Genomic DNA, 16,676 nt, shown 5'->3' on the forward strand with positions numbered 1-16,676 from the left:
CGGCCTGCACGTCACCCTGAACCCCGACGGCACCATCAAGTCCTGGGTCGAGGGCCAGAAGCCGCAGCCCAAGAAGGACTCCCACCAGGTCGTCCCGAAGGGCGGCGTCAAGGCCGGCGCCGACGGCGTCACCCCCGCCTCGTCCTCCGACGACGTCCCGCTGGTCGCCGCGGGCGGCGGCATGGCGGCCCTCGGCGCGGCAGGCCTCGGCTTCGCGCTGTACCGCCGCAAGCAGAACGGCTGACCGGACCGGCCGCAGCAGTACGTGACAGGGGCACCCCGCACCGGCGGGGTGCCCCTTCTCCGTACGTACGGTCAGACGCCGATGTCGCAGCCGTCCTCGCGCCACACGGACACGACCGAAGGACGGACGATCCTGCCGGGACCGTCCGGCCAGGCGCTCGCGGGCTTCTCCACCGAGGCCCCGTCGACCTCACCCGGGTGCTGCACGGAGACGAGCACGCGCCGGTCCTGGACGAGCGGCCCACAGGTCTCGGCGCCGGTCGGCATCGTCAGGAACTGCTTGAGCTCACCGCGCCGCTCGCCCCGCGTTGCCACCCCGAACAGCCCGTCGTGCGAACCGAGTTGGTTGCCGTCGGTGGAGATCCACAGATTGCCGTGCGGGTCGAAGGCGACGTTGTCCGGGCAGGAGATCGGGGAGACCCGGTCCTTGGGGAAGCCCGCGAAGTACGTCGCCGGGTCCTCCGGGTCACCGGCGACGAGGAACAGCGACCAGCCGAAGCTGGTGGCCTCCGCCCGGTTGCGGCGCTCGGTCAGCTCCAGGATCTGGCCGTGCTTGTTGAGGTTGCGCGGGTTGGCCTCGTCGGCACCGGCCTTGCCCGCCTTGCCGCGGTCGGAGTTGTTCGTCAGCGCGACGTACACCTTGCCGGTGTGCGGCGACGGCTCGATGTCCTCGGGCCGGTCCATCTTGGTCGCCCCGACCTTGTCACCGGCGAGCCGCGTGAAGACGTACACCTCTTCGGCGGTCATGCCCTCGACGTGCGAGACGGCCTTGCCGCCGGGCCCGGCGGTGGCGAGCGGGATCCAGGTGCCGCTGCCGTCGAACTCGCCGTCGGCGGGCAGCTTGCCGGTGCCGTCGATCTCGGCCGCGGGGGAGTCGCCGGTGAGCTTGGCGACATACAGCGTGCCCTCGTCGAGGAGCGTCAGATTGTGCTCGTGCGCGGCCCGCGACGTCCCCTTGGCGACGCGCTTGCTGCTGACGAACTTGTAGAAGTAGTCGAACTTCTCGTCGTCGCCCATGTAGACCACCGGACGGCCGTCGTGCGTCAGACGCGGCTGCGCGGCCTCGTGCTTGAAACGGCCCAGCGCGGTGCGCTTGCGCGGCGTCGACTCCGGGTCGTACGGGTCGAGTTCGACGACCCAGCCGAAGCGGTTGGCCTCGTTGGGCTCCTTGGCCAGGTCGAAGCGGTCGTCGAACCGCTCCCACTTGCGTTCGGATGCGGCGCCGACGACGCCGTACCGCTTCAGGCGGGCGGCGGCCGTCGGGTCGGTGACCTTCTCCGCGTTGGCGAAGTACTGGTTGAAGTTCTCCTCGCCGTGCAGCGTCGTGCCCCAAGGGGTGGTGCCGCCCGAGCAGTTGTTGAGCGTGCCGAGGACGGTGGCGCCGCGCGGATCGGCCTTCGTGCGCACGAGCTCGCTGCCGCGCACCGGGCCGGAGAGCCGGAAGGGGCTGGTGGCGGTGAGCCGCCGGTTGAGCTGGTGCCGGGAGACGGCGCGCAGCTTCCCGCTCCTCCGCTCGCCCTCGACCACGACGACGGAGAGACCGTGGGCCGCCCAGGCGATCTCGACCTGCTCGCGGGTCGGGTTCTCGGGGTCGTACCCCTTGAACATCAGGATCTCGTCCGTGTACTCGTGATTGGCCACGAGGACCTGACGCCCGTGCTCGCGGCGCAGCGGCAGCAGGCTCAGGAAGTCGTTGTTGTAGCCGAACTGACCGGCCTGCGCCTTGGCGCTCTGCTTGTCCGCGTCGAAGGCGGGCGCGCCCCGCAGGATCGGCTCGCCCCAGCGGATCACGACGTTCTGCGCGTACCCGGCGGGGACGGTGACGGTGTCGGCGGTGTTGGGCGCGACGGGCGAGAACCGCAGCCCGCGCGCCGCCCGGCCCTTCCCGCCCTGCCGGCCGGCGGGCGCGGCGGCGGCCGCCTCGCTCACCCCCGGCCCCGCTATGGCCGTGCCGCCCGCGGCCGCGGCGACCGTCACGACGGCGGCCGCGCGCATCATCGAACGGCGGCTGAGCGCACCGGCGATGACATCGCCGACGTACTCGTTCTCGCTGGTGTTCGGCACCTCCTGGAAACAGGCGTCACCGCAACGGAAACGGCACGTCAGGGCGGAACGGCCGCCGCTCCCCTGATGCGAGGTGATGATCGGCAGCAGTGTGCGCACGGGTCCTCCGTCGTGTGGCGTGGCCTGTTTTCGCCGTGACGCTATGAGCGGCATTCGGCAGGGCGACGGCCGGAAAGTGAACGGGGGGTGAATCCGTGGCACACGGCAGGGAGTTGGCGTCAGGCTGGCCCGCGGAGTGGTTCGGGAGGGTGACGGTGGGCGACCCTGCCCAAGATCACCCCGGGCGGCGGCTAACCTTACGTGTCCGCCCTGGCCAGGGATTTTCGGGAATCAACTCACGCGAAGGGTTGCGCACATGGGCATTCTGAACCGCCTGCGGAACGCGTTCGGACGGTCACGCAAGGGAGCGGTTGCGTCTTCGCAGGAACGGGAGCCCGCGCAGGCCGCAACGGTTCCCTCTCCGTCCCCGGAGCCGGACCCCTCCCCCGCCCCCAAAGCCAAACTCCCCTCCCCCAGCCCAGAACCGGCCCCCTCCTCCCCGGTCGACGACTTGGTGGCCGCGGCCTTCGACAACATCACGGTCCCGTCCCCGTCGCCGGAACCGGACGAGGCCGCTGCTGCTGCGGTTCCGGCGCCGAGCACCGAGCCGAAGCCGGAACCGGAACTGGACGAGGCCGCTACCGCTGTGGGCAATCGTCCCGCTGGGCGAGTGGGGTCTCCCCTGCTCGAGCGAAGCCGAGAGCTTGGGGAAGGGTGGGCACAGCCCACGTCGCCGGGGGCCGAGGACGAGGGCGTCCAGCCGGTCGAGGCTGACCGCGCCCCGGCGCCGGAGCCGGAGGCCCAGCCCGAGCCGCAGGCTGACCGCACCCCGGAGCCGGACGCCCAGCCCGAGCCGCAGGCTCAGCCCGTAGCCGCCCAGCCCGAGCCGGAGGCCGACGCTCAGCCCGTAGCCGCCCAGCCCGAGCCGGAGGCCGACGCCCAGCCCGAGCCGCAGGCGCAAGCTCCGGCCCAAGGAAAGCCCGCCACTTCCGCCGCCAAGGTGAAGGCGAAGGCCCCCGCCCTCGCGGCCGCCTACAAGGCCGCGGGCGCAGCCCTGAAGAAGAACGGGCTCACCGGAACCCGCGCCCCCGTGTACCTCGTCCTGGACCGCTCCGGCTCCATGCGCCCGTACTACAAGGACGGCTCCGCCCAGAGCCTGGGCGAGCAGGTCCTCGCCCTGTCCGCCCACACGGACCCCGAAGCCACCGTTCACGTCGTCTTCTTCTCCACCGACATCGACGCCACCGGCACCCTCACGCTCCCCGAGCACGAGGGCCGCGTCGACGAGCTGCACGCGGCGGCGGGCCGCATGGGCCGCACGAGCTACCACCGGGCGATCGAGGAGGTCGTGGCCCACTACGAGAAGTCGGACCACAAGGGCGATCCGGCCCTGGTGATCTTCCAGACGGACGGCCCGCCGGACACGAAGGGCGTGGCGACGCAGGCCCTGAAGGACGCCGCCTCGCACCCCCTCTTCTTCCAGTTCGTCGCGTTCGGCGAGCACGAGGCGAAGGGTTTCGACTATCTCCGCAAGCTGTCCGCGGACAACGCCGCCTTCTTCCACGCGGGCCCGTCCCCGCGCGAGCTCACGGACAAGGAGCTGTACGAGGGCCTGCTGGCGTCCTGGCGCCCGTAGTCGGGGCCGGGGCCGGGGCCAGGCCGGGTGAACAGGGGGTGGGCGCCGGTCCACCCCCTGGAATCGATGTGAGTCGATCTTCATCCGGCCGTTAGGATTTCGACCATGGCGGCCACTGGATCCGAGAAGCAGGGAGCGGACGAGAACGCGAAGGCGTTCTACGTCTCGACCCCCATCTACTACGTAAACGACGCTCCTCACCTGGGCCACGCCTACACGACCGTTGCAGGGGACGTGCTCACGCGCTGGCACCGTCAGCGCGGCGAGAAGGTGTGGTACCTCACCGGCACGGACGAGCACGGTCAGAAGATCATGCGCACGGCCGAGGCGAACGACGTCACCCCCCAGGAGTGGTGCGACAAGCTCGTCACCGAGGCCTGGAAGCCCCTCTGGGAGCACCTGAACATCGCGAACGACGACTTCATCCGTACGACGGAGAAGCGTCACACCGACCGCGTGCAGGAGTTCGTCCAGGATCTCTACGACAAGGGCGAGATCTACAAGGGCGGGTATGAAGGCCCGTACTGCGTGGGCTGCGAGGAGTACAAGCTCCCGGGCGACCTCATCGAGGACGAGGACGGCACCAAGCTGTGCCCGATCCACAAGAAGCCCGTGGAACTCCTCAAGGAGGAGAACTACTTCTTCAAGCTCAGCGAGTACGGCGACAAGCTCCTCGCCCTCTATGAGGCGAACCCGGGCTTCATCCAGCCCGAGTCCGCGCGCAACGAGGTCGTGAACTTCGTCAAGCAGGGCCTTCAGGACCTGTCGATCTCGCGCTCGACGTTCGACTGGGGCGTGAAGGTCCCCTGGGACGACAAGCACGTCATCTACGTCTGGGTCGACGCCCTCCTGAACTACGCCACGGCGGTCGGCTACGGCGCGAACCAGGCCAAATTCGACGAGACGTTCCCGGCCAACGTGCACCTGGTCGGCAAGGACATCCTCCGCTTCCACGCGGTGATCTGGCCCGCGATGCTGCTGGCGCAGGGCCTGCCGGTCCCCGGCAAGATCGCGGCCAACGGCTGGCTGATGGTCGGCGGCGAGAAGATGTCGAAGTCGAACCTGACGGGCATCAAGCCGCAGGACCTGACCTCGCACTTCGGCGTGGACGCGTACCGCTGGTACTTCCTGCGCGCGATCGCGTTCGGCAGCGACGGCTCGTTCTCCTGGGAGGACTTCACCGCCCGCTACACGAGCGAGCTCGCCAACGACTACGGCAACCTGGCGTCGCGCGTCGCGGCGATGGTCGGCAAGTACTTCGGCGGCGAGCTGCCTGCCGCGCAGGCCGACGGCGACGCCGAGCAGGCAGTCAAGGACGGTCTCGCGAAGGCGGTCGCCGACGCCGACCGCGCGATCGGCGAGGACCTGGACTTCCAGTCCGGCATCCTCTCGATCTTCGCCTTCGTGAAGCAGGTCAACGGCTACATCACGGAGCAGGAGCCGTGGAAGGTCGCCAAGGACGATTCGCCGGAGGGCAAGGCCCGTCTGGCGACGATCCTCTACACGGCCGCCGAGTCGCTGCGCGCCGTGGCGGTCCTCCTCAACCCGATCATGCCCGAGACCTCCCAGAAGCTCTGGGACTCCCTCGGCGCCGAGGCCCCGCTGGGCGCCCTCGCCGCCCAGAACGTCCAGACCGCCGGCACCTGGGGCCAGCTCCCCGCCGGTGCGACGGTCACGAAGGGCGCGGTGCTCTTCCCGCGCCTGGAGGAGCCGAAGCAGGCGTAGGCACCGACACGCACGTACGCCCGAGGGGCCAGGAACCTGTGCGATTCCTGGCCCCTCGGGCGTACCCACCCCCTGCCTCAGACCGAGGCCGCGTCTCCTTGCCCGTACGGATGCCAGCCGGTCGTCTGCAGCGTGAACCCCATCGGGTCCGGCAGCGTGATGGGCTGACCGAAGATCCCCTTGCCCGTCTCGACGTAATGCCTCCCGTCGAGCTGCAGCAGATGCCACGTGGCATCGTTCGGATCGACGATCAGGTACACCGGGATGCCGACGCCCGCATACCGCTCCCGTTTGTCCTCCCAGTCCCGCTTGATCGCCGTACGCGTCGTGGAGACGGTCTCGACCACGGCGAGCACGATCTGCGCGGGCCAGTCGGACTCCGCGTCATCGGCGGGCCGATCCTCGCCACGGATGATGACGGCATCCGCGCGCGGCCGGTAGTCGTCGGCCACCAGCACCCCTCGCTCCGACCACGCCTCGAAGGGTTCGGGTGTGTGCCGTACGAGACTGCGTCCGGGCAGGTCGTGCAGGTGCCCGGGGTTGGCCTGCATCACAAGCTCACCGTCGAGCAGCTCGACGTGCAGACCGTCCGGCACCTCAAGCTCGTGCCACATCTCGATGAGCTGGTTCTTCTTCATCACGACGGCCTCCGCCGGGTTCAGGTACGCCATCCACATTACGAGGTCAGGGCGCGGCGGTGGCCACTTCGCTGTCCGTCCGCTCAGGACAGCGGGCAGCGTCCTTCACCTCGTAGGCCCGGTCGAGCCACACCGCGAGCCGGTCCAGGTCGTCACAGGACCGCACGCGCTCCCGGTCCTCTTCCGACAGCTCGATGCCGCGCAGGTCGATGGTGCACAGGATGACCTTGGCTCGCTCCTCGGCCAACAGCGCCCTAACCTCCGCCCGGGGGTCCACCAGCCCCCGGTCAACGAGCTAAGCGGCGCAGAGTTCGCACCAGACGTACTTCCCGGAGTCGGTGGCCACGGGGTACCAGCCCTAGCCGTCGGCGCAGGCCCGTACGAGGTCGAGGCCCCGGCCCTGCTCAGCGCCGACGGCGGCGACGCGTGGAGGCGGGGCCGGTGGTGTGGGGTCGGCGTCCCACGCCCCGATGCGGAGGACTCCGTCGGCGTAGCGGACGCGGAGGGCGGCGGGGCCCTTGGTGTGGCGTACGGCGTTGGACACCAGCTCCGTCGCCAACAGCTCGGCGACGTCGGAGAGTTGGGGCAGGCAGTGGAGGGTGAGCATGAGGCGGAGGGACCGGCGGCAGATCGTGACGGCGCGGAGGTCGTGGGGGATGTACAGGGTGTACTCCCAGGGTTCGCTTGCAGGCATGCGAGAACTCCTGTTGGCAGGGGGGAGTTACCGGACGCGGCGGGCTCTGGGCGGTGGCAGTGGCACCCTCGTCATGGCATGACGGGGTGGTGCGCTTCCGGGGTCCCGGTTCTCGCAGCGTGTGCGACGCGTCACTGACGGTATTTCCTAACTTTAGGAAGTTGCAAGCCGTTGCCGTACTCTGACCCCCGAACGGGGTACCTACACCCGGTAGTTGGGACGAGGAGAAGTTCATGCCGCCAAAGAGGCACCTGACTGCCCGCAGGGTCCGACTGGGGGCCGAGCTGCGCAAACTGCGCGAGGCGACAGGCATGAAGGCTCGGGAAGCCGCCGCTCTGCTCGGGGCCGATTCGGTGCAGATGAGCCAGATCGAGTCCGGCGTCGCAGGCGTGAGCGCCGAACGCGTACACCGCCTCGCCGCCCATTACACCTGCGCGGACGAGGCTCTGATCGACGCCTTGAAGGCAATGGCGACCGACCGCACCCGGGGTTGGTGGGAGGAGTACCGCGGAGTACTCCCACCGGTATTCCTTGACGTCGCCGAGTTGGAGCACCACGCGACATTCCTTCGCGAGGTGGTCATCACACACGTCCCGGGTCTTCTGCAGACAGCGGACTACGCCCGGGCGATCTACTCGTACATGGTCCCGGGGCTACCTGCGAGCGAGCTCGACCCGCGCGTGGAACACCGGATGAGACGCAGAGCCGTGATCGAGGGGGACAGCCCCACCCCGTACGAGACGGTCATCCACGAATTCGCCCTACGCATCCGTGTGTCCGACCGCCATGTTGCTCGCGCACAACTCCGCGAAATTCTGGATCAAATCGAGGGCGACCACGCGACGGTACGCGTTGTCCCCACCGACCAAGACGGATTCGCCGGAGCTGGAGCCTCGATGATGTACACCGGCGGCCCGGTACCCCAACTGGACACCGGACTACGGGATGCCCCCACTGGCACCGCGTTCATCGATGCCGAACCGCAGCTGAATCAGCTTCGAACATTGTTCCGTAAGGTGGAGAAAGCGTCGCTCGATCCCACGGCGTCGCGGGACTTCATCCATCGTTTGTCGAAGGAACTGTGAGGCGCACCCAATGACCCTGGCTCTGCACTGGCAGAAATCCACCTTTTCCGACGGCGGTGACGGCAACACCTGCGTGGAACTGGCCGTCACCGGCCCGCAGATCCACATACGCGAAAGCGACACCCCCACCACCGAACTCCTCACCACCCCCGCGACCTTGGCCAGCCTCTTGCGCACCCTCAAGGAGAGCGAGCAATGAGCAGAACCTGGCAGAAGTCCTCCTTCTCCGGTGGAGGAGACGGCAACAACTGCGTCGAACTCGCCAGCACCAACAGCCACATCCACCTCCGCGAAAGCGACACCCCCGCCGAGGAACTGCACACCACCCCCGCGACTTTGGCCAGCCTCATCCGCACCCTCAAGGCGAGCGAGCGCTGAGCCGGGCGGGCCCCGGGACCCGCCCCCTACCCTGGTGCGCACAGACGTCCTGTCGGGTGGAGGGCTTGTGAGCGGCGGTACCGATGGTGGCGTGGAGAACTCGATCTCCGGCGGGCGGCAAGGCATCGCCGTACAGGGGCGTACCTTCAACGGTCCGGTCACCCTCTACGGCGGCTCCGCCGGGCCCGCCCGCTCCGCCTACTGGGAGCACGTACGGAACATCGCGCCCACCCAACTCCACGACCGTGACGAGGAGTTGACGGAACTTGCCGCCTTCTGCCAAGGCGCGGGCGAGCACTCCTTCGCCTGGTGGCGCGCAGGCCCCTGGGCCGGAAAGAGCGCCCTGCTCGCGTGGTTCGCGCTGCACCCGCCCGAGGGCGTCCGCGTCGTCCCCTTCTTCATCACCGCCCGCCTGGCCGCCCAGAACGACCGAAGCGCCTTCGTGGATGTCGTACTTGAGCAGCTTGCCGAGCTTGTGGGTGAGCCGGTTCCGCCGCAGCTGACCGAGGCCACCCGGGAGGCGCATCTGTTGCGGTTCTTCGGGCGGGCCGTGGAGGAGTGCGAGGGGCGCGGGGAGCGGCTTGTGCTGCTCGTCGATGGGCTTGATGAGGATCGGGGGGTGACGGACGGGCCCGACGCGCACAGTGTGGCGGGCCTTGTGGCCCGGGTTCCGTACGAGAAGCTGCGGGTTGTCGTCGCGGGGCGGGCCAACCCGCCGGTCCCGGCGGATGTGCCCGAGGGGCATCCGTTGCGCGCGGCGTGCGCCGTAAGGGAGTTGGCGCCCTCCGCGTGGGCCGGGGCCGTCCGCAGCTCTGCCGAGCAGGAGCTGGGGCGGCTGTTCCGGGCGGGCGGAGACCACCTCGACGCGCTCGGGCTGCTCACCGCCGCGGGCGGTGGTCTCAGTCTCGACGATCTCGCCGAGCTGACCGGAGCGGCGCCCTTCCGGCTTCAGGACGTACTGCGTACGGCGTCGGGCCGCACCTTCGAGGTGCGCGAGGGGGCATACCTCCTTGCGCACCAGGAACTGCACCTCCAGGCAAGGTGGTTGATCGGCGAGGCGACGCTCGGGCAGTACCGGGAGCGGCTGCACGCCTGGGCCGCCGAGTACCAGGCGAGCGGGTGGCCCGCGCGGACCCCGCCCTATCTGCTGCGCGGCTACTTCGCGATGCTGCGCGAGCGCGCGGACATCCCCCGCGTCGTCGCCCTCGCCACGGACCCGTCCCGGCACGAGCGGCTGTACGGCGACACCGGCGGCGACGTGGCCACCCTCGCGGAGATCCGGGCGGGGGAGGAGGCGATCGTGGAGGCGGGCGGGCATCCGCTGCCCGACCTGCTGCGGCTCGCCGTGCAGCGGCACATCCTGCGGCGGCGCAACGCCGCGATACCGCGTGAACTCCCCGAGGCTTGGGCGGCGTTGGGGTACGCCGACCGTGCGGAGGCGCTCGCGCTCAGCATTCCGAGTCTGGAGGGCCGGGTCAGCACCCTCATCGCGGTCGCCGAGGCGCTCCGCCACCGCGGGGACGGCGAGCGCGCCGCCGAGGTGCTGCGGCACGCGGAGGCCGCGATCCGTCGTCTTGACCAACAGGGCGTCGAACCATGGCATTTCAAGAACCTGGTGGAGACGTGGCTCCGCTGGGGCGAGCTGGAGCGGGCGACGGCCCTCGCGGCCACCATCACCTCGTCCGCCGTACTGGAAAGCGTCGTTCCGCTCGTCACGACCGCACTCGCGGAACAGGGGTGGCACGACCGGGCCGAGGCGTTCACGGAGCGGGCCGAGAGCATCTACGTACGCGCGTTGGGGCTGCTCACGGCGGCCGCCGGTGCGGCGAAGGGCGGCGAGCACCAGCGGGCCGACAAGCTCTTCGGCAAGGCGGAGGAAGCCGTGGGCCGACGCGCGCCGTACCGCTCCGTCGGCATACTGCGGCGGATCGCCCGGGCTTACGCGGAGTTCGGCGCGTACGAACGCGGCGTCGCGTTCGCCGAAGGGCTCACAGGCGTGGGCCTGGCGGGCTCCCCGTCGGCCGCCGGCCGACGCATCGCGCATGCCGCGCACACGGAGATCGCCCTGGTACTCGCCGGTCGCGGGGACGTCGGCGGCGCGCTGGCGCTGGTACTGCCGGGCGTCGCGGCGGGAGTCGGCCCAGCAGCACCCACGACCACGTCCGCCTCGGCATCCACCACCCCGTCCACCCCGGCATCCACCGCCACACCCACCACCACACCCACACCGGAACCCACCCCCGCCTCCACCCCCACACTCCCCCTCGCCATCGCACGCGCCGCCCTCACCGACGACGTCCGGATGCAGTACGACACGTGCCTGGTGCTGATCGCCACCGGCCACCACGCCGAGGCCGAGACCATGGCCCGCGCCTTCCCCCACGGCTCCGACCGCGCGCCGATCGCCCTGGCCCTCGCGCGGGCCGGGGAGTGCGACCGCGCGCTGCGGCTGGCCGAGGACATCGCCACCGGGCACGCGGGCAGTCACGCCATGACTCGGGCCTTCTGCGAGTCCCTGACAGAGCAGGGGCGTCACGAGGACGCCGCGCGCGCCGCCCGGCGCCTCACCGACCGACGGGAAGTACTCGGACCCGTTTCCCTGGCCCTGGCCACCGCCGGGCAGCACGCCCGGGCGCTCGACCTCGCCGAGTCCTTGGACGGGGCCGCACCCGAGCCCCTGGACCTCGTCTGGCAGTGCAAGGTCCTGCTGGCCGTGGGGCAGCAGGACCCCGCGCGGAGTCTGGCGGCCACCATCCCCGACTGGACCTGGCGGGCGGTGGGCCTGGCCGCGGTCGCGCGCGACCTCGCGGCGGGCGGCCGCGCCGAGGAGGCGGAGACCGTCCTCACCCAGGCCGAGTCCGGCTACCGCGACGCCTCCCCCCTGCTCTCCGAGCTCCGAGACCGGACCGCCGTGGCCACCGCCCTGGCCAAGGCGGGCCACGACGACCGGGCACTCACGCTCCTCGACGGCATCGAGGAGCGGCTGCCCCCGTCCCCGGGCCCGCTCCGGAGTCCTCGCATCACCGTGCAGTACAACGCCGTGGCCCGGGCGCTCACCGCTGTCCGGCAGTTCGAGCGCGTACTCGGGATGGTGGCAGCCGCCCCGTCAGGGACCAGCGCCGACCTCTGGCTGATGACCGTCATCCGGAAACTGGCAGCCTCGGGGCAGCCCCGCCTCGCCCACGCGCTGGTCCCTGGTCTCTCCAAGGAGCAGAGCCGCGAGCACTGCCGCATGGGCCTGGCCAAGGACCATGCCGCGCGGGGTGAGTTCGACTTTTCGGTCTCCCTGGTCCGAGCCGCCTCCCCCACCACCGACCTCGGCCTGGAGATGTTGGCCGCGATCGTCGAAAGCCTCGCGAAGGACGGCCGGAGGGAGCGGGCCGACGAGCTCTACCGAGAACTCCTGTCGGCACCGGCCCCCGCCCCCTCGAACAACTGCGACACGCTCACGGCGACCGCCCGTGCCGCGTACGCCCTCGGCGACCACGAGACCACGACCGCCCTGCTCGACCGGGCCGAGCGGAGCGGCCAACTCGACTACGACGAAGGGAAGTCCGCGCGATTCGCCCGGGCCCTCGTCGCCACCGGCCAGGGCGCCCGCGCCGAGAGCTATGTCCAGGGACGTACCGGCGCACTCGACGACGCGGGCAGTTCCCTCTCCGGCCTTGTCGAAGCCCTCGCCGAATCCGGCGACATAGCCCGCGCGGAATCCCTGGCCCAGTCCGTCCCGACGTCCCCACGGACGACCGCCACCGCGTGCGCGGCGCTCGCCCTGGCGCTCCCTCCCGAGCGGGCGGCCAAGGCCGCGGCCCTGGCCGTTCACCACGGCGACTGGATCACAGCCCTCCCCGCGCTCCTCCACGCCGACCCCACCACCCTCGACGTCCTCACGACACCGGAGATCTGGCCCCGCCTGACGGCTTACTGAAGGCCGATGGCCCGACTCAGCCCCCGTACGACCCCACGAGCCGAGCCAACTGCCGCCCCGCCGACCGCAACGGCTCCTCGCTCCTGGCGACTTGGGCCGTCACCTCGGCTCCCTCCAGCGCGCTGATGACGGTGGTCGCCACCTCCCGCGCGTCAGCGGGGCCGAACCCGGACGCGAGCAGCCGCTCCTCGACGATCCGCTCCCAGCCGCGCAGCGCGTCGGCGCAGACCCGCTGGATCTCGGAGTCGGTGCCGAGCGTCTCCAGGGCAGCGGCGGTGACCGGGCAGCCGTCGGTCCAGCCGGACTCCCGCAGCGCGACGGCGAGTTGGGCGGCGCATTCCTCGATGGCCGCCCCGGGGTCGCCGTCACCCGCCAGCCCTTCGCGCAGCACCTCCGCGAACTCCTCGGCGCTGTAGGTGATCGCGGCGACCGCGACGGCTTCCTTGCCGCCGGGGAAGAAGTGGTAGACGGAGCCGAGCGTGGCCTCCGCGTCCTTGGCGATCTGTTTGATGCCGGTGCCCACGTAGCCCTGCCGCTGGATGAGGCGTGCGGCGACGACGACGATCCGGTCGCGGGTGCTGGGAGCGGTCTTCTCGGCCATGTGCGCCAGCTTACCCGTCATTGGTTAGAGCGTTCGTTCTAGAGCCGTGCTACGTTGTCCCCACGCACTAGATAGAGCGATCGTTCTAGTAACCCTCTGGAGTCACGCATGCCTTCCGCAGCGCAGTCCGTCACCGTCATCGGGCTCGGCCCCATGGGCCAGGCCATGGCCGCCGCCTACCTCGACCGGGGCTACGAGGTCACCCTCTGGAACCGCACCCCCGCCCGCGCCGACGCCCTCGTGGCCCGCGGCGCCACCCTCGCCCCCACCGTCGAACAGGCCCTGGCCGCCAATGAGTTGACGATCCTCAGCCTCACCGACTTCGACGCGATGTACGCGATCCTCGAACCCGCCAAGGACGCCGTCGCGGGCCGCACCCTGGTGAACCTCAGCTCGGACACCCCGGAGAAGGCGCGGGCAGGAGCCCGCTGGGTGACGGACCTCGGGGGCACGCACCTCACCGGCGGCGTCCTGTGCCCGCCGCCGCTGATCGGCACCCCTGACACGTCGACGTTCTACAGCGGCCCGCGCGAGGCGTACGACAAGCACCGCGCGACCCTTGAGGTCATCACCGGGAAGTCGGACTACCGGGGCGAGGACCAGGGCCTGGCCGCGCTGATGTACCAGCTGAACATGTTCATCTTCTGGCCCGCGATGATCGCCTACTGGCAGGCCGTCGCCGTGGCCGGTGCGCACGGCATCAAGGCCACGGAGATCGCCCCGTACGTCACCGAGAACTTCGCGGGCATGGGGCACTTCATCGACTTCTACGCCTCGCGCATCGACGAGGGCATTCACACCGGCGAGGTGGACCGGACCTCGATGGGGCTCGCCAGCATGGAGCACGTCGTCCACACGGCGGCGGACGCGGGCGTGGACACCGCGTTCCCGGAGGCCGTGCACGACATCTTCCGCCGCGTGGTGGCGGCGGGCCACGGCGCGGACAGCTTCAGCCGCGCCGTCGAGCTGATCAGGAAGAGCTGACCGGACACGGCCTGCCCCGCCCGCGCGAGCCGCAGCGTCGCGCGGGCGGGCCCGGCACCGGGCGTCAGGAGACCTTCGGCGCCACCCGCATCCCGATGTAGCAGTACTCCGTGCCGTCGGGCAGCGTCGAGAAGACCACCGGCATGTAGCCCTCGCTGAAGGACGGGCCCGCGCCGGTCCCCGCGAAGGCCGACTCCGTCACGGCGTACAGCTCGACGTCCAGCGGCGGCGAGAAGTCCTTCATGCCGTCCACGAACTCGTAGACCAGGTGCGGCCTGCCCGCCCGCTCGGAGACGGTGATGACGACACCGGCCCGCTTGTACGTACCGACGTACCGGGAGAAGTCCACCTCGGGCGCCTCGGCGGGCGGCTCGAAGGCGTCGGGCATCCGGACGTCCGCAAGCTCGCCGAGCAGCTCGCGGAAGAGCCTCGCGTAGAGCTCGCGCGCGCCGCCGCCGTTGGTGAGCAGCACGACGGCCACGCCCGCCGACGGCACGATGCGCAGATAGCCGTACTGGCCGATCGCGGCGCCGTCGTGGCCGTATCCCGTGACGCCGTTCCAGTCGTAGAGGGTCCAGCCGAGGCCCCAGCCGTCGGCGCTGACCGACCACTTGTCGGGCACGTCGGCCACCCGGCGCTGCATCTCGTCGACGGCCGCGGCGGACAGCAGCCGGGTCCCGTCGGGGGCCGTGCCGCCGTCGAGGTGCAGCTTGGCCAGGCGCGCCATGTCACCGGCGGAGACCAGGACGCGGCCGTAGGGGCCCGCGGAGCGCGGCATCAGGTCCCAGGCGGGGGCCGGGTCGGGGTCCTTGCCCGGCTCGCCGAGGTGGCTCATCGCGGTGCGGAACGCCAGCGCCTCCTCGGGCAGCGTCATGGAGCGCTCCAGGCCGAGCGGCGCGAAGAGGCGCTCCTTGAGGGCCGCGTCCCAGGTCTGTCCGGTCAGGACCTCGATGATCCGGCCGAGGACGTTGTACCCGAGGCTGCTGTAGGAGACCGCGGTGCCGGGGCGGCAGTCCAGGGCCACTCCCTTGGCGGCCTCGACGTACCGTTCGAGACAGTCGTCGCCGCGTCCGGCGTCGTAGGTGAAGTCGCACGTCAACCCGCCGGTGTGGGAGAGGAGTTGGCGGGTGGTGATGGTGCGCGTGGCCTCCTCGTCGGCCGTCTCGAACTCCGGCAGGATCTCCTTCACCGGGGCGTCCAGGTCCAGTTCACCGGCGTCGGCGAGCCGCATGATCAGCGTCGACGTGTAGATCTTGGCGATCGAGCCGGACTGGAACACCGAGTCCGTGGTCACCTCGACGCCGGTCCTGCGGTTCAGCACGCCGCTCGCCAGCTCGTGGATCTCCCCGTCGACCAGGACCGCGAGCGTGGCCCCCGGCACGTGGTGGGCGGCACGCAGTTCGTCCAGCCTGGTCTGCCAGTGCGCGAGGTCGAACGTGGTCTGCTGCGCGGTCTGCTTCTCCGACATGAGTCCCCTCCGAGGTGCTGCGACGACGACGGTGCGTACTTCGTTCTCTCGTTGCGAACACTGTACGCACGAAGAGCGCTGTGCGCAAGATGCGCACGGCGTGCGCTACGGTGGTGGGGTCCCGCAAGGAACACACGAGGAGGACGCCATGCCCGCCGAAAAGAAGCCCGAGATCGCCTCGGTGTGGACCCGCCCCCGCCGCCAGCGCGAGCAGCTGAGCCGGGAGCAGATCGTCGCCGAGGCCGTGCTGCTCCTCGACGCGGACGGCCTCGAATCGCTCAGCATGCGCAAGCTCGGCACCCGCCTCGACGCGGGCGCCACCTCCCTCTACCGGCACGTCGCCAACAAGGACGAGCTGATCGAGCTGGTCGTCGACGAGGTCTACGGCGAGCTCGCGGTACCCACCGCCACCGGCGCCGCGGACTGGCGCGACGCGGCCGCCCGCAGCGCCTACAGCCTGCGCGCGATGATCCTGCGCCACCCCTGGGTCGCCTCCGTGCTCGGCCAGGTCGGCCTGATCCACCTCGGCCCGAACGTGACGAAGATGTCCGAGCGGATGGCCGCCGTGTACGCCGCGGCCGGCTTCCCCGCCGACGAGATCGAGCAGGCCCTTTCCACCGTCATCTCGTACGTCATCGGGATGGCGACCAGCGAGGCCGCGTATCTGTCGCTGATCGCCCGCAGCGGCAGGACCGAGCGGGAGTTCGCGGAGAGCCTCCACGACGCGGGGCGGCAGGAGCAGCGGACCGAGAACCCGGAGAAGGCCCGCGAGGAGACCTTCGACTACGGCCTCCAGCGTGTGCTCGACGGGCTGACGGCGCGGCTCGCGAAGGACTGAAGGGGCAATTTCAAGCCCCCGAAGGGCCGACCGCGGCTCACAACAGGCCAGGTCGGCTCACGCGCCGACGGAGAACGGCCGGAATTGGATCACGGTGAGCTAAGTCATGCGCAGAGCCCGCGTAAATTGACGGCGCCTTCACATTCCCGTACGTAAGCTTCACCACATGGCCACGACTCCCTCCCCCGACCGGCGACGCACCGCCGACGAGGTCAACGAGGAGATCCGTGCGCTGTGGCTGCGTGCGGGCGGACGCTTGAGGCCCGACGAGCGGCGTGTGTACGAACGCCTGGTCACGGAGTGGGCCGAAGCCGAGGCCAACTCCTCGCCCACGCACGCCGCCTGAGGCTCCCGC

General features: G+C 70.6%; 14 protein-coding genes and 2 pseudogenes. 10 read left to right on the forward strand and 6 right to left on the reverse strand.

The genetic code is table 11. The annotated features are described in order from the left end of the window. Positions 1-244: pseudogene (locus ACFWZ2_RS20700) on the forward strand (hypothetical protein); the annotation flags it as partial. Between the two features lie 71 nt (positions 245-315). Here ACFWZ2_RS20700 and ACFWZ2_RS20705 read toward each other — a convergent pair. Then, positions 316-2,406 carry a PhoX family protein gene (locus ACFWZ2_RS20705; protein WP_384547664.1) on the reverse strand — a complete coding sequence of 697 codons (2,091 nt, stop codon included), beginning with the start codon at positions 2,404-2,406 and terminating at the stop codon, positions 316-318. 610 nt (positions 2,407-3,016) lie between these two features. On the opposite strand from ACFWZ2_RS20705, the gene ACFWZ2_RS20710 reads away from it, so the two are divergent. Both ACFWZ2_RS20710 and metG read left to right on the forward strand, forming a co-directional pair. Next, positions 3,017-3,982 carry a VWA domain-containing protein gene (locus tag ACFWZ2_RS20710; RefSeq protein WP_384547666.1) on the forward strand — a complete coding sequence of 322 codons (966 nt, stop codon included), beginning with the start codon at positions 3,017-3,019 and terminating at the stop codon, positions 3,980-3,982. 105 nt (positions 3,983-4,087) lie between these two features. Further along, on the forward strand, positions 4,088-5,707 hold the full coding sequence (gene metG / locus ACFWZ2_RS20715) for a methionine--tRNA ligase (protein WP_384547668.1): 1,620 nt from the start codon (positions 4,088-4,090) through the stop codon (positions 5,705-5,707). Between the two features lie 77 nt (positions 5,708-5,784). On the opposite strand, the gene ACFWZ2_RS20720 is transcribed toward metG, so the two are convergent. From ACFWZ2_RS20720 to ACFWZ2_RS20730, 3 genes and pseudogenes are all read right to left on the reverse strand, one after another. Beyond that, positions 5,785-6,378: a Uma2 family endonuclease gene (locus tag ACFWZ2_RS20720; protein WP_384547670.1), complete on the reverse strand. Its 594-nt coding sequence runs from the start codon at positions 6,376-6,378 to the stop codon at positions 5,785-5,787. Between the two features lie 13 nt (positions 6,379-6,391). Beyond that, the gene (locus tag ACFWZ2_RS20725) at positions 6,392-6,592 is read right to left on the reverse strand and encodes a hypothetical protein (RefSeq protein WP_384547672.1); all 201 of its coding nucleotides are present in this window, start codon (positions 6,590-6,592) and stop codon (positions 6,392-6,394) included. A 48-nt stretch (positions 6,593-6,640) separates the two neighbouring features. After that, positions 6,641-7,039, reverse strand: a pseudogene (locus tag ACFWZ2_RS20730) (ATP-binding protein). Between the two features lie 233 nt (positions 7,040-7,272). Here ACFWZ2_RS20730 and ACFWZ2_RS20735 point away from each other — a divergent pair. From ACFWZ2_RS20735 to ACFWZ2_RS20750, 4 genes are all read left to right on the forward strand, one after another. Next, the gene (locus tag ACFWZ2_RS20735; RefSeq protein WP_384547674.1) at positions 7,273-8,124 is read left to right on the forward strand and encodes a helix-turn-helix domain-containing protein; all 852 of its coding nucleotides are present in this window, start codon (positions 7,273-7,275) and stop codon (positions 8,122-8,124) included. A 10-nt stretch (positions 8,125-8,134) separates the two neighbouring features. Then, positions 8,135-8,323 (forward strand): DUF397 domain-containing protein, encoded by a 189-nt coding sequence (locus ACFWZ2_RS20740; RefSeq protein WP_384547676.1) that lies wholly within the window; start codon positions 8,135-8,137, stop codon positions 8,321-8,323. After that, positions 8,320-8,502, forward strand: coding sequence for a DUF397 domain-containing protein (locus ACFWZ2_RS20745; RefSeq protein WP_384547677.1), 183 nt, complete (start codon positions 8,320-8,322; stop codon positions 8,500-8,502). Before ACFWZ2_RS20740 ends, ACFWZ2_RS20745 begins: the two co-directional genes overlap by 4 nt. A 91-nt stretch (positions 8,503-8,593) precedes the next feature. Then, on the forward strand, positions 8,594-12,430 hold the full coding sequence (locus tag ACFWZ2_RS20750; RefSeq protein ID WP_384547679.1) for a hypothetical protein: 3,837 nt from the start codon (positions 8,594-8,596) through the stop codon (positions 12,428-12,430). Positions 12,431-12,446: 16 nt separating this feature from the next. Here ACFWZ2_RS20750 and ACFWZ2_RS20755 read toward each other — a convergent pair whose 3' ends face one another. Continuing rightward, a complete protein-coding gene (locus ACFWZ2_RS20755) occupies positions 12,447-13,031 on the reverse strand; it encodes a TetR/AcrR family transcriptional regulator (RefSeq protein WP_384547681.1) in 585 nt (194 codons plus the stop codon). A gap of 108 nt (positions 13,032-13,139) precedes the next feature. Here ACFWZ2_RS20755 and ACFWZ2_RS20760 point away from each other — a divergent pair, with 108 nt between their 5' ends. Continuing rightward, positions 13,140-14,015, forward strand: coding sequence for an NAD(P)-dependent oxidoreductase (locus ACFWZ2_RS20760; RefSeq protein WP_384547683.1), 876 nt, complete (start codon positions 13,140-13,142; stop codon positions 14,013-14,015). 64 nt (positions 14,016-14,079) lie between these two features. Here ACFWZ2_RS20760 and ACFWZ2_RS20765 read toward each other — a convergent pair whose 3' ends face one another. After that, positions 14,080-15,483 carry a serine hydrolase domain-containing protein gene (locus ACFWZ2_RS20765; protein ID WP_384547685.1) on the reverse strand — a complete coding sequence of 468 codons (1,404 nt, stop codon included), beginning with the start codon at positions 15,481-15,483 and terminating at the stop codon, positions 14,080-14,082. A gap of 148 nt (positions 15,484-15,631) precedes the next feature. On the opposite strand from ACFWZ2_RS20765, the gene ACFWZ2_RS20770 reads away from it, so the two are divergent. Further along, positions 15,632-16,321, forward strand: coding sequence for a TetR/AcrR family transcriptional regulator (locus tag ACFWZ2_RS20770; protein WP_384547687.1), 690 nt, complete (start codon positions 15,632-15,634; stop codon positions 16,319-16,321). Positions 16,322-16,487: 166 nt separating this feature from the next. Further along, the gene (locus tag ACFWZ2_RS20775) at positions 16,488-16,667 is read left to right on the forward strand and encodes a hypothetical protein (RefSeq protein ID WP_362329372.1); all 180 of its coding nucleotides are present in this window, start codon (positions 16,488-16,490) and stop codon (positions 16,665-16,667) included. Positions 16,668-16,676: the final 9 nt, after the last annotated feature.

This window comes from Streptomyces sp. NPDC059002 (assembly GCF_042740435.1).
Lineage (GTDB): Bacteria > Actinomycetota > Actinomycetes > Streptomycetales > Streptomycetaceae > Streptomyces.

Bases quoted from the DNA above. Each gene is read 5' to 3' on its own strand.
- metG (WP_384547668.1), top strand. From the start codon at position 4,088: ATGGCGGCCACTGGATCCGAGAAGCAGGGAGCGGACGAGAACGCGAAG.
- ACFWZ2_RS20720 (WP_384547670.1), bottom strand. From the start codon at position 6,378: ATGGCGTACCTGAACCCGGCGGAGGCCGTCGTGATGAAGAAGAACCAG.
- ACFWZ2_RS20735 (WP_384547674.1), top strand. From the start codon at position 7,273: ATGCCGCCAAAGAGGCACCTGACTGCCCGCAGGGTCCGACTGGGGGCC.
- ACFWZ2_RS20740 (WP_384547676.1), top strand. From the start codon at position 8,135: ATGACCCTGGCTCTGCACTGGCAGAAATCCACCTTTTCCGACGGCGGT.
- ACFWZ2_RS20745 (WP_384547677.1), top strand. From the start codon at position 8,320: ATGAGCAGAACCTGGCAGAAGTCCTCCTTCTCCGGTGGAGGAGACGGC.
- ACFWZ2_RS20755 (WP_384547681.1), bottom strand. From the start codon at position 13,031: ATGGCCGAGAAGACCGCTCCCAGCACCCGCGACCGGATCGTCGTCGTC.
- ACFWZ2_RS20760 (WP_384547683.1), top strand. From the start codon at position 13,140: ATGCCTTCCGCAGCGCAGTCCGTCACCGTCATCGGGCTCGGCCCCATG.
- ACFWZ2_RS20765 (WP_384547685.1), bottom strand. From the start codon at position 15,483: ATGTCGGAGAAGCAGACCGCGCAGCAGACCACGTTCGACCTCGCGCAC.
- ACFWZ2_RS20770 (WP_384547687.1), top strand. From the start codon at position 15,632: ATGCCCGCCGAAAAGAAGCCCGAGATCGCCTCGGTGTGGACCCGCCCC.
- ACFWZ2_RS20775 (WP_362329372.1), top strand. From the start codon at position 16,488: ATGGCCACGACTCCCTCCCCCGACCGGCGACGCACCGCCGACGAGGTC.